The organism is Vibrio sinus (assembly GCF_023634645.1).
GTDB classification, from domain to species: domain Bacteria; phylum Pseudomonadota; class Gammaproteobacteria; order Enterobacterales; family Vibrionaceae; genus Vibrio; species Vibrio sinus.
On record NZ_JAMKMR010000005.1, the window covers coordinates 27,506 to 40,502 of the forward strand.

Genomic DNA, 12,997 nt, shown 5'->3' on the forward strand with positions numbered 1-12,997 from the left:
TTGCCAAATAGCAATATATATAAATAGTAATGTTTTTATATCTATTGAAGTTTCGATAAATTCAAATCTGAATTATTTATGCGAACTAAAATCAATACACCTGTATTTGCTTCTTCGTTTCTTACCGCGCTACTGATTGTAGTATTCACTTCTATGTATCCACACTTGAGTGGACAAGAGCTTAAAAGTTTCCAACATTGGTTAGTCACAAAAGCTGGCTGGCTTTATATTTTGTCGGTGGCTATCTTTCTAATTTTTATCGTCGTCCTAGCGACCAGTCGATTAGGCCAAATCAAACTCGGCCCAAACCATTCAGAGCCAGAGTTTGGTAACATCTCTTGGTTTGCGATGTTATTTTCCGCTGGGATGGGGATCGGCTTGATGTTTTTCGGGGTCGCCGAGCCCGCCCTGCATTACATGGCACCGCCTGTGGGAACGCCAGAAACCGTCTCGGCAGCACAGGAAGCCATGCGAATTACGTTTTTTCACTGGGGCCTCCACGCTTGGGCAATATACGCGTTAGTTGCCTTGGTGCTCGCGTACTTTAGCTACCGTCATGATCTGCCTCTTTTGCCAAGATCGGCGTTTTATCCACTCATTGGCGAAAGAATCTATGGCCCAATTGGTCATATCGCAGATACCTTTGCGGTGTTGGGAACGTTGTTTGGTGTTGCTACCTCTCTTGGCTATGGTGTTCAGCAATTGAATGCGGGACTGCATTTTTTATTCAATATTCCGCAAAGCAATACGTTACAGTTTGTGTTGATTATTGTCATTACCTTGATGGCGACCTTATCAGTTGTCTCGGGGCTTGATAAAGGCATCAAGATTCTTTCTAACGTAAATATTCTTGCCGCGGTTGCATTGTTAATTGGTGTGATTACGTTTGGTCCAACACAATTGATACTTAGCTCGTTTGTGCAAAATACGGGGACGTATTTAAGTACTCTAGTGAGCTCGACATTTAATTTATATGCTTATCAGCCGAAAGAGTCTTGGTTGGGTGGCTGGACACTGCTCTATTGGGGGTGGTGGATTTCTTGGTCGCCGTTTGTGGGCGTGTTTATCGCACGAATTTCAAAAGGCCGCACCATTCGAGAATTTATTATCGGTGTGTTGTTAATCCCAGCAGGCTTTACATTCTTGTGGATGACAGCGTTTGGCAACACGGCGATTAACGCCATTGCTCAACATGGCGCAACGCAACTTGTAGATGCAGTGAACCACAACGTGCCTGTGGCATTATTTGTCTTTTTTGAGCATTTTCCGTTTGCTAAAGCATTTTCTCTGCTTTCTGTTTTTCTTGTGGTGACCTTTTTCATCACCTCTGCAGATTCAGGGGCACTAGTTATTGATAACTTGGCATCAGGTGGTGAAGGACAAACACCGGTTTGGCAACGCGTTTTTTGGACGTCCCTTATCGGTATCATTGCCGCGACGACCAGTTTTGCTGGAGGTTTGCAAGCGTTGCAAACGCTGACCATAGCAAGTGCATTTCCATTTATGTTAGTGATGTTGGTGTTCTGTTATTGCTTAATCAAAGCGTTAAGGGAAGATTATATGCTGCACTATAGCGTGAATAATCACACCAATATTGTTCAGTACTCGCAAGTGAACGTCAATTGGAAAGAAAGGTTGGATGCGCTAGTCAGTCACCCTAAGCAAAAAGAAGCGGATAACTTTATTCACTCGGTTGCGATCCCTGCTTTAGAGAAACTGTCTGCACAGTTCAGGAGTCACGGGTATTCCATTAAAATGGAAGAAAGCCCAGATCAAATCAACATGACAATCAATAAAGATGGCGCGCCAGACTTTAACTATGCGATTCGATTGATCCAATTCTCTGTGCCGACTTACGCTGAAGAAGAATACAGCAAATATTACCGAGCTGAAGTGTTTTTACACCAAGGGGGGCAGGATTATGATGTATTGGGTTATACCCAAGAGCAGATCATTGCCGATGCCATCACCCAATATGAAAAGCACTTGCACTTTATCCACCTATCGAGCTCCGAACGTTTGACTGAAAACGACTGACCTTCGTGAGTTTGCATAAAAAAGCCCGACTTCAAGTCGGGCTTCGTCTTCTCAGCGAAAGCTTAACAAACGATTTTCACCGCTAAACCACCTTGAGATGTCTCGCGATATTTCGCGTTCATGTCTTTGCCTGTTTCAAGCATGGTTTCAATGACTTTATCCAAAGATACTGTTGGAGAAGATGAGCGTCGCATGGCCATACGAGTCGAGTTAATGGCTTTTACGGCCGCGATGCCATTGCGCTCAATACAAGGAACTTGAACCAATCCGGCAACAGGGTCACACGTGAGGCCAAGGTTATGCTCCATGGCAATTTCGGCTGCCATACACACTTGTTCTGGATTGGCTCCCATAAGCTCAGCAAGACCGGCTGCGGCCATAGAGCAAGCCACGCCAACTTCACCTTGGCAACCAACTTCGGCTCCGGAAATGGAGGCATTTCGCTTGTATAGCCCTCCAATAGCTCCAGAAGCGGCGAAGTAGCGGATGTAATCCTTTTCAGTGACCGGATGAATAAACTTATCGTAATAGGCTAAAACCGCGGGAATGATGCCACAGGCTCCGTTTGTCGGTGCTGTAACGACACGGCCTCCCGCCGCATTTTCTTCATTGACCGCGAATGCAAACATATTGACCCAGTCGACAACTGACATAGGATCATTGCTCGTACGCTCGGAAGTCACCAACTGCCTGCGTAGTGCGAATGCTCGGCGAGGCACACGTAGCGGGCCCGGAAGCAGTCCTTCAGTGCTCATGCCTCTTTCCATACACTCTTGCATGGTTTTCCAAATATTGGCAAATGCCGCTTTAGACTCGTCTTCCGAAGACAGGGCTTTTTGATTCTCCATCACTAATGCGCTGACGGATAAGCCATTATCATTGCACTGCTTGACAAGCTGTTCTGCGCTGGTGAAGTCGTAAGGGATGGCGACGGACAGTGCCTCTTCCTTACCAAAGTTTTCTTCATCAACGATAAACCCACCACCGATGGAATAATAGGTCTTGGAGTAGAGCTGTTTATCACCTGACCAAGCGTGTATTTGTAGGCCGTTCTCATGCAGCTCTAGGTTGTGTTGGTGGAAAGTCATACCGCCATCTTTTGGAAAGCTTACCGTGTGCTTATCATTATAGATAGTCAGGTGCTCGGTTTCCTCAACTTGTTTGACGAAGGTGGGAATGGAGTCGATATCGACGCTTTGTGGTTCGTTGCCTGCTAGGCCCATAATAATGGCGATGTCGGTATGATGTCCCTTCCCCGTGAGGGACAGTGATCCATAAACATCCACAGTTATCTTGCTGACTTGCTCTAATTTGTTCTCTTCAATGAGATCATCAACAAACCGCTTGCCTGCTTTCATCGGGCCAACAGTATGTGAGCTCGAAGGGCCAACACCAATTTTGTAGATGTCAAAAACACTGATCATATTGAATTCCTCAATAGAAACCCCCTAGGTAGGGTAGGAGGCTTTGCCTTATCGTTTTTTATTATAAAGTGAGCGCCTTTTGCGCTCTATTTAGTAACTTGGGTATTGCTGCGTATATATAACAGAGGTCATGGCTGTAATGCCACAATTAGCTGTAAAGATTTGGCGCTAGCGTTGAAGTTTTGTCATTTTCCAAGGCTGTGACTCCACTCAGAGCGAAAGTTGGCAAATCGAATAGATAGAATTGATGTCAGTGCTTTTTAAAGATACGCCTTAATGCATGAGCTGTTTTTGCATCGCTTGTATAATTTGAGCCGTCATTCCCCAAATGAAGTGCGTTTTATAAGGTATGGCGTATACACGGTGATCTTGCTTGTTCACGCGAAACGTATGGCTGAACATTTTTTCTCTATCAAGAATGTGATTGGCTGGCACCTCAAAGACTTCATCGACTTCGTTTTTGTCCATTAAGACCGAGTAGCTAGGGTCAACAATGGCAATTACAGGTGTTACTGAAAAATGGCTTACTGTTATCAGCTCGGGCATTTGGCCAATAACATTCACTAAGCTGGGGTTGAGCCCAATTTCTTCATTGGCTTCTCGAATCGCTGTTTCTTTTAACGAAGCGTCCGATTCTTCAAACTTTCCTCCAGGAAAGCTGACCTGACCTGGGTGGTGTTTTAAATGTTTCGCCCGTCGGGTGAGGACGATATGCAGCCCTTTTGGCCTTTCGACAAAGCCTATCAGGACGGATGCTTTGCGCAGGTTTTTCCCTTTTAAGTGTGACACCCGTTTTGTTGATAGAACATCATATCCAACAGGTTGATTAAATTGAAAGTTACGTATAATTAAGTTTTTATTCACATGTGATAGCATGGCACCTCCGAGACGAATTAAGAAGACAGGCGACATCTAAGGCACTAAAATTTATACACTTTGAGAGTGCTGGGATTGATTATTTGTACCTCAAAAGTTCAGCAGACTCTGGCAGAGCCCTTAAAATCATGTCTATTTTTCATTACTTTACTTAATAATAGTAGTTCAAAATATATACAATTACCTTATGTAATCTTGAATTGCAATAAGGCTTTATACTCAGGCTCGGATTTCAAAGACTATAAAACGGGCAGAATTTTACTCAGCTTATCGAGTGTTTCTTGATACTCGGCATCGCTTTGGCTATCCGACACTAACCCGCCACCAGCCCAGGCGTAAAGTTTGCCTTTTTCGGCAATGAGTGTCCTGATCGTGATGCTTGTGTCCATTTTTCCGTGGCGACTGATGTAGCCGATGCTACCACAGTAGGTATGTCGTCTGTGCGGCTCTAACTCTTCTATGATTTCCATTGCTCGAATTTTAGGTGCGCCAGTAATAGAGCCACCAGGAAAGCTGGCACGCAGCAAGTCGGTGGCTGAAAAAGCAGGATCGAGTTTGGCTTTAACTGTGCTGACGAGGTGATGAACGGCAGGAAAGCTTTCGATTTCGAATAAGCTTGGCACGTGAACGGAGCCCACTTGAGCCACACGGCCGATGTCGTTTCTCAGTAGATCAACGATCATGAGGTTCTCAGCTTGGTCTTTTTCCGATTGTTGCAAGGTCTTTTTGTTGACTTCATCAATGCTTTTATCTGTGGATCTAGGCATTGTCCCTTTGATAGGTTTAGTTTCAATGTGCTCTTTATCGAGCTGCAAAAATCGTTCAGGTGAGACGCTTAAAATAGTGCTATCGTCAGTGCGGATAAACGCAGAAAAAGGCGCTAAGTTGAATTTTTCTAAACGCTGATACGCTTGCCATTCGCTGCCTTTATAAGAGGCACAAAAGCGCTGAGCTAGGTTGATTTGATAGCAGTCTCCTTCAAGAATATAGTTTTGAACCGCATTAAATCTCGCTTTATACCCTTGTATGTCCATGTTTGATTGCCATTCACTACTTAAAGCGAAGTTGGACTTTTCCAGCGATAGGCTTTGCTGATTTTGTAGCCACTGCCAATGCTCGTCGACATTCAAGCCAACAATACACGCCGAAGCCAGTTTGTGATCCACAATGACTGCCCAATCATACAAGCCAATCGCCATATCTGGCGTAGCCAGTTCATTCAATGCAAGTTCAGGCATTGACTCAATTTGGCGACCTAAGTCATATGAAAAGTAACCGAGTGCACCGCCGATAAATGGTAGATCCAAGTCACATTCTAAAGGAGGTAAATACTGAGTTTGCAAAGTATTTAGAAGCTCAAACGGGTCTTCGCTGGTATCATAGGCGTCATTCTCAGTGATCACATGTGATGAACTACCATGTGTTGTGACCTTAACTCTTGGCTTCGACACTAAGATGTCAAAGCGGCTGTCGACATGATCGTCGGACGCTGAACGCAACAACATCGACCAAGCAATATGCTCAATGTGGCTAAACAACGAATTAGCTAAGTCGGGACAATATTTCAGAGGTTTGACAGTAACAGAGTTGATTTGGTCGTAGTTCATTTTTAAATTGTGACAAAGAATTTGTTCGCCGCATGGCGCGCTAGGGAAAGCAAGAGTATCATAATTTGAGTATTAAAAAGCGTAAGTTTTGGGTCTATTGAACTTTAAATGGGCAAAGACCCTAGTATCAAAGCATAAATGTGCAATTATTAAACTTATAAGCACTAACAAAAACACCGAGGCAAGTAATGACTGCAATTCGTAAAGAGGATGTCATCAGCAGTGTCGCTGATGCACTTCAGTATATCTCTTATTATCATCCTTTAGACTTTGTCCAAGCTCTAGAAAAAGCCTACCATAAAGAAGAAAGCAAAGCGGCGAAAGACGCCATTGCTCAAATTTTAATTAATTCAAGAATGTCTGCAGAAGGTCATCGACCACTTTGCCAAGATACCGGTATCGTTACCTGTTTCGTCAATATTGGTATGGACGTCAAATGGGATACCGATTTGACGGTGCAAGAGATGATCGATGAAGGGGTACGCCAAGCTTATACCAACCCAGATAACCCATTGCGTGCTTCAATTCTGGTTGATCCAGCAGGCAAGCGTATCAATACAAAAGACAACACACCCGCGGTCGTTCATATCAACATGGTGCCTGGCAATAAGGTTGATATCCAAATTGCAGCGAAAGGCGGTGGTTCGGAAAACAAAACCAAAATGGTGATGTTGAACCCATCCGATGATGTCGCCGAATGGGTAGAAAAAACCTTGCCAACCATGGGTGCTGGCTGGTGCCCGCCGGGAATGTTAGGCATAGGCATTGGTGGCACAGCGGAAAAAGCGGCTGTGTTGGCTAAAGAATCGCTGATGGAACATATCGATATTCAGGAGTTGATCGATCGTGGTCCATCGAACGCAGAAGAAGAGCTTCGCTTAGATATCTTCAATCGTGTGAATAAACTCGGCATAGGCGCTCAAGGTTTAGGCGGATTAACGACGGTCGTTGATGTGAAAATCAAAACGGCACCCACTCACGCGGCGTCCAAGCCAGTATGCTTGATTCCTAACTGTGCGGCTACTCGTCACGTACATTTCACACTTGATGGTTCAGGCCCTGCTGAGCTAACACCACCGAAACTAGAAGATTGGCCAAATATTACCTGGGAAGCGGGTGAAAATACGCGTCGTGTAAACCTAGATACAGTCACTCCTGAAGATGCCCAAGAGTGGAAATCGGGTGAAACATTATTGTTATCGGGCAAAATTCTCACTGGCCGCGATGCGGCACATAAACGTATTCAGGGCATGCTTGAAAGCGGAGAAGGCCTTCCAGATGGTGTTGATCTGAAAGGTAAGTTTATCTACTACGTTGGCCCAGTTGATGCGGTTAGAGATGAAGTGGTTGGCCCTGCAGGTCCAACGACCTCTACCCGTATGGATAAATTTACCGACATGATGCTAGAAGAAACAGGCATCATGGGGATGATAGGTAAAGCAGAGCGTGGTCCTGCTACGGTGGAATCGATTAAAAAGCACAAAGCGGTGTATTTGATGGCAGTAGGTGGAGCGGCCTATCTTGTATCCAAGGCTATCAAAAAAGCACGCGTTGTCGCGTTTGAAGATCTGGGAATGGAAGCCATCTACGAGTTTGAAGTAGAAGATATGCCTGTGACCGTGGCGGTAGATTCAGCGGGTGTTAACGCCCACCAAACGGGCCCAGATATCTGGAAAGTAAAAATAGCGGAAGCAGCTAAGTAACACTTCGTATTTTGCTTTTGTTCTGAGACAAGCCCCTGATTATCCATCAGGGGCTTTTTGTCTTCAGTGTTCATCTGTTATTAATAATTCATCAAGTAATGTGATGATTCCTAGCAACGAGAAGTATGAATGAAAAAAATAAAACAGGAATTGAACGACTTAATAAGCCGAGGCTTAGACAGCAATGTTAGGATAGCGGTAACGGGTCTTTCACGGGCAGGGAAAACCGCATTTATTACCTCTTTGGTTAATCAGTTGACATTTGCTTCTACTCACGAGAACAACTTACCCCTATTGTATGCAGCCCGAGATGGGCGGCTAATTGGCGCAAAACGTGTGCCTCAAGCCAATATGTTAGTGCCAAGATTTGCTTATGATGAAGCTTTGAGTGCTTTACATTGTGAGCCACCAAGATGGCCTGAACCGACCCGAGATGTCAGTGAAGTAAGGTTGTCTTTGAAATACAAGCCGACCAAACGATACAAAAAGCTTGTGAGTCAGTCTTCGGTTATTGATATTGATATCATTGATTACCCGGGTGAATGGCTGCTAGATCTTCCACTACTCAACCTGTCTTTTCATGAATGGTCACAAGAGCAGTTGCAAGGGTTGAAAGGTAAACGGCTTGAACTCGCTAAGGACTGGCTAAGTGCGCTAGAAGCGCTAGATTTGCATGCAGAGCAAAATGAGAATCAACTTAAGCATATCAGCGAGTGCTATACCCAGCATTTGCATCAATGTAAGCAGGCAGGGTTGCATTACGTGCAACCAGGGCGCTTTGTGTTACCTGGTGAGCTTGAGGGTGCTCCAGTATTACAGTTTTTCCCATGTCAGTTTGATGGCTCTGAAAAAATGAGTGGCTCCAGTAATTTAGCCATGTTGAAGCGGCGTTATGAAGAGTATCAGCACAAAGTGGTCAAAGTATTCTATAAGCACCATTTTGCAACCTTTGATCGGCAAATAGTCTTGGTCGATTGCCTGCAACCTCTGAATACCGGTCATGAAGCTTTTCACGACATGAGAAGCGCGCTAGAGCAAGTCATGAAAAGCTTTCGCTATGGACACAGCAATGTGCTGAAGCGACTGTTTTACCCCAAAATAGACAAAGTGCTTTTTGCCGCTACGAAAGCGGATCACATTACGCCAGAGCAGCACACAAACCTTGTGTCGTTACTTAGGCAATTGGTTCATCCCGCTTGGCAGACAACATCGTATGAAAATATTGATATGAACTGTATCAGTTTGGCATCAATTAAAACCACTCAATCGGGGTTCATTCAAACCAATAATGAAACGAACCCTGCAATTCAAGGAATTAGTCTTGAGGGTGACTCACTGACGGTTTTTCCTGGAGAAGTGCCCGCTAAGTTACCAAGTGAAGAATATTGGCAAAGGCAGGGGTTTGAGTTTACCTCGTTTCGCCCACGGCCACAGGCCCCTGATACGCCGCTGGAGCATATCCGAGTTGATAAAGCGTTAGAATATCTTATCGGAGACAAACTAAAATGAGTGATTTTAAAAGCAAAAAGGTCTTCGATGTTCCCTTAGAAAAGCAACAAGCTGAGCAAGATGATCTTACCGTTCAAAAAATATTTCAAAGTGACGACCACTTTATTCCGCAGCCATCTCAAGATAGCGAAGAGGAGATCAAAGCGGAAAAAGACGTTGAATTGATCATTCGCCCTAAAAAGGGCAAAAAATGGTTATTCACGAGTGCGTTAGTCGCTTTTGCAGGTTTGGTGGGCTGGCAAGCGATTGACTCTTTCATTAGCGCGATTCAGGCAGGAAATTGGCTTGCTTTAGCTTGGGCGGCGTTTATCTCTGCTATTGCTTCTTTTGGGATAGGGGCTGTCTTTAAAGAATTATTAAAGCTTCGCACACTTCGAGGCCACTTTGATATGCAAGAGCAAGGCGAGCGGTTGCTCAACAGCGATAGCATTGGCAAGGGACAAGAGTTTTGCGAAAACATTGTTAAGCACAGCCAAATAAACACTCAATCGGCCAGCTACCAACGTTGGCAAAACAGCGTCAATGCCAATCACAGCGACGCCGAAGTTGTGGATATGTTTGACTCTATGGTTATCTGTGAACAAGATAAATTGGCGTCAAAGTTAGTTTCCAAGTATGCGACGGAAGCGGCTGCTCTCGTCACAGTGAGTCCATTGGCCATTGCTGATATGTTGTTAGTAGCCTGGAGAAATTTTAAAATGATCGATGGGCTTGCGGATATATATGGTGTGGAGCTGGGGTACTGGTCGCGATTGAAGTTGTTTAAGTCAGTACTGATCAATATGGCTGCGATAGGTGCAACGGATTTAGTCATCGACGCGAGTATGGATTTGATGTCAATGGATCTCGCTAAGCGTGTCTCGGCGCGTGCAGGTCAAGGTATTGGCATTGGAATATTGACGGCTCGGTTAGGTATCAAAGCAATGTCTTTATTACGCCCGATCCCATGGCGCAAAGAAAAAGCGGTCAAACTTAGTACAATTCGCAAACAAATAGCGCAGAAAATTGCATCAATTAGCATTAAGTCATAATTATTGTGATATCGGTGGCCTTGACGGCTTGCATCGCTTAGGCGAAACTACTGTCAACTTTTCGTGACACTTTACTAGGAACGAACCGTGCGCTTAGAAGTCTTGTGTGAAGATAGGCTGGGATTAACTCGCGAGCTATTGGATATTCTCGTGTCTCGAAATATTGACCTTCGAGGTATTGAGATAGATGTTACAGGTGTCATTTATCTCAACTGTCCAGATATCGATTTTGAAACTTTCAGTGCGCTAATGGCAGGAATACGGCTCATCCCCGGCGTCAAAGACGTGAGAAAGATTCAGTTTATGCCGATGGAGCGCCACAATACGGAATTGATTTCCTTATTAAACAATCTACCAGAGCCTGTGCTTGCCATTGATTTAAAAGGCTCGATTGATATGGCGAATCATGCCGCCTTGAGTCTTTTTAATACTACCGAGCAAGAAATACTCGGTGAGCAAATCTCTTTAATATTGCCTGCCACTAACGTGTCGAAATGGACAGATGGAAAGGCCACAAGGCATAAAGAAGATCTCGTCATTGATGGCCTAGATTATTCGATGGAAGTGACGCCAGTTTACATTCCCGGTGAGTCTAATGAGCCAACGCTAGCCAGCATGGTGATGATTATTCGCTCCACTCATGGTAAAGGACAATTTCAAGACTCATTGCCGCTTCAGCACAAGTTAGGCTTTGAGCATTTCGTTGGTATTTCCAATCGTCATAAAACGCTCATCAGCCAAGCCAAAAAACTGTCTATGCTCGATCAACCACTTTTAATAGAAGGTGAAACCGGGACGGGCAAAGAAATGTTGGCCAGGGCATGCCATAATCGCTCGCATCGTGGCTCTTCGCCATTTTTAATACTGAGCTGCGCTTCTATGCCAGATGATGTGGCAGAAACAGAGTTATTCGGTCATGCTCCTGGTTCATTTAATCATGAGTCTGGCTATACGGGGATATTCGAACAAGCCAATGGCGGAACCGTATTCCTCGATGAAATCGGTGAAATGAGTGCCCATTTGCAAATAAAGCTGCTCAGGTTTCTCCAAGATGGAACGTTTCGCCGAGTTGGTGAAGAGCATGAGGTACATGTCGACGTACGTGTCATTGCTTCCACGCGTTATAAGCTCGCAGCGCTGGCAGAGTCTGGTACGTTTAGAGAAGATTTGTTTTATCGCCTAAATGTGCTCACTTTAAGAATCCCCCCTCTAAGAGATCGACCAAACGATATTGGGCCTTTGCTCGAATTGTTCGTCCACAAATACGTTGATCAGCTTGGTATTGCGAAACCGATTTTTGAGCTTAGCTTGCTTGAGAAGCTAGCGGATTACCAGTGGCCGGGCAATATGCGCCAGCTAGATAACATGGTGCTCAGGGCCTTGACTGAATTGCAAGACGGTAAGCTATCGGTAGAGCAATTCCATCTGCCTCAGTATGAAAATGTCTCCAGTGGAGGATTGAGTGTTAATTTAGATGGTTCACTGGATGACATTATGAAAAGCTATGAGTCGCAGATTCTCGAACACTTGTACCAATCTTTCCCTTCAAGTCGAAAGTTGGCGAAACGACTCAATGTATCTCATACGTCCATAGCGAATAAACTACGAGACTACGGAATTAGAAAAAATTGATGAATAAAATCAGTACACCGACTCAAGTATATGAAGTGGATGGAGACATTTTACTCCGCACCGCCCAACCTTTTGATGCAGAGAAGATATCTCAATACTTTTCCAATAACCGAACATTTCTGAGACCTTGGGAGCCTAAGCGAGAAGATGTTTTTTATACCGTGGAAGGCTGGACTAAAAAGCTTATCAAGCTAAGTGAGCTACACAAAATCGCCTTGGGCTTCTACCTACTGATTATTGACTTAAATACGGGCGATGTGATCGGCACGATTTCATTTAGTAACTTGTCCCGTTTTCCGATGCATTCATGTACGGTAGGTTATTCTATTTCAGAGCATGTTCAAGGGCAGGGCATTATGTCTCGCGCGATGAAGATGGCTGTTAACTACATGTTTTCTATCCAAAACATGCATAGGATAAGTGCAGGATATTTACCAGAGAATGAACGTAGTGCGGCGGTGTTGAAAAAGTTAGGCTTCAAAAAAGAAGGATATGCCGAAAAGTACCTGCTTATTGATGGTAAATGGCAAGACCATGTGCTGACTTCGCTGGTGAACCCAAATTGGCAAGAGGCCCAATGATGGATGATCGGCTGAGCAAACAATTTGCGTTGCTACTTGAGCTCGACAAGTTGAAATCTGTCTTGAGACGAACTCGAATCAAACCAGCTGGTGGGCGATATGAAAACAGCGCGGAGCATAGCTGGCATGTCTGCATGATGGCCATATTACTTCAGGAACATGCAAACGAAGCTGTCGATGTCGCTAAAGTGATAAAAATGCTGTTGGTGCATGATATCGTAGAGATTGATGCTGGAGATGTCATCGTATACAACACAGCGGTGGCGGCTGAACAACACCAGAAGGAATTAGCGGCAGCGGATCGCTTATTTGGTATGTTGCCTGATGATCAAGCCGATGAACTAAAAACGGTCTGGTTGGAGTTTGAACAAGCACAAAGCGCAGAGGCAAAATTTGCCAAAGCATTAGACCGACTATTACCCATGTTTCTCAATAGCCATAATGAAGGGCAATCGTGGCGTGAAAACGATGTAAAGCGCGAACAAGTGTTGTCTGTAAACCGTAGAATAGAGCAAGGCTCCTCCGTTTTGTGGGAAAAAGCACAAGAGATCATTCAAGACGCCAGCAACAAAGGTTGGCTAAAAGGCTAAATTAATA

10 protein-coding genes are annotated in these 12,997 nt (G+C 44.6%); 7 read left to right on the forward strand and 3 right to left on the reverse strand.

Features of this window, described 5'->3' with window-relative positions; all coding sequences use genetic code 11:
- The first annotated feature begins 78 nt into the window (after window positions 1–78).
- Window positions 79–2,037 carry a BCCT family transporter gene (locus M9194_RS06905; RefSeq protein ID WP_250611894.1) on the forward strand — a complete coding sequence of 653 codons (1,959 nt, stop codon included), beginning with the start codon at window positions 79–81 and terminating at the stop codon, window positions 2,035–2,037.
- A 62-nt stretch (window positions 2,038–2,099) separates the two neighbouring features.
- Here M9194_RS06905 and M9194_RS06910 read toward each other — a convergent pair whose 3' ends face one another.
- From M9194_RS06910 to pabB, 3 genes are all read right to left on the reverse strand, one after another.
- A complete protein-coding gene (locus M9194_RS06910; RefSeq protein WP_250611895.1) occupies window positions 2,100–3,461 on the reverse strand; it encodes an L-serine ammonia-lyase in 1,362 nt (453 codons plus the stop codon).
- Between the two features lie 273 nt (window positions 3,462–3,734).
- Window positions 3,735–4,337: a CoA pyrophosphatase gene (locus M9194_RS06915; protein ID WP_250611896.1), complete on the reverse strand. Its 603-nt coding sequence runs from the start codon at window positions 4,335–4,337 to the stop codon at window positions 3,735–3,737.
- A 239-nt stretch (window positions 4,338–4,576) separates the two neighbouring features.
- Window positions 4,577–5,944, reverse strand: a complete 1,368-nt coding sequence (pabB, locus tag M9194_RS06920; protein ID WP_250611897.1) for an aminodeoxychorismate synthase component I — start codon at window positions 5,942–5,944, stop codon at window positions 4,577–4,579.
- A 188-nt stretch (window positions 5,945–6,132) separates the two neighbouring features.
- Between pabB and M9194_RS06925 the strand changes: the two genes are divergently transcribed.
- The 6 genes from M9194_RS06925 to M9194_RS06950 all read left to right on the forward strand — a co-directional run bounded on the left by M9194_RS06925 (window position 6,133) and on the right by M9194_RS06950 (window position 12,990).
- Complete coding sequence (locus M9194_RS06925; RefSeq protein ID WP_250611898.1) at window positions 6,133–7,647, forward strand: fumarate hydratase; 1,515 nt, start codon at window positions 6,133–6,135, stop codon at window positions 7,645–7,647.
- Between the two features lie 129 nt (window positions 7,648–7,776).
- Window positions 7,777–9,156: a YcjX family GTP-binding protein gene (locus M9194_RS06930; protein ID WP_250611899.1), complete on the forward strand. Its 1,380-nt coding sequence runs from the start codon at window positions 7,777–7,779 to the stop codon at window positions 9,154–9,156.
- Window positions 9,153–10,187 (forward strand): YcjF family protein, encoded by a 1,035-nt coding sequence (locus tag M9194_RS06935; RefSeq protein ID WP_250611900.1) that lies wholly within the window; start codon window positions 9,153–9,155, stop codon window positions 10,185–10,187. The genes M9194_RS06930 and M9194_RS06935 overlap by 4 nt, the downstream gene beginning before the upstream one ends.
- An 87-nt stretch (window positions 10,188–10,274) precedes the next feature.
- The gene (gene tyrR, locus M9194_RS06940) at window positions 10,275–11,819 is read left to right on the forward strand and encodes a transcriptional regulator TyrR (RefSeq protein ID WP_250611901.1); all 1,545 of its coding nucleotides are present in this window, start codon (window positions 10,275–10,277) and stop codon (window positions 11,817–11,819) included.
- Entirely contained in the window at window positions 11,819–12,400 is a 582-nt protein-coding gene (rimJ, locus tag M9194_RS06945; RefSeq protein ID WP_250611902.1) for a ribosomal protein S5-alanine N-acetyltransferase, read from the forward strand. Before tyrR ends, rimJ begins: the two co-directional genes overlap by 1 nt.
- On the forward strand, window positions 12,400–12,990 hold the full coding sequence (locus M9194_RS06950; RefSeq protein WP_250612089.1) for an HD domain-containing protein: 591 nt from the start codon (window positions 12,400–12,402) through the stop codon (window positions 12,988–12,990). Before rimJ ends, M9194_RS06950 begins: the two co-directional genes overlap by 1 nt.
- Window positions 12,991–12,997 lie beyond the last annotated feature (7 nt).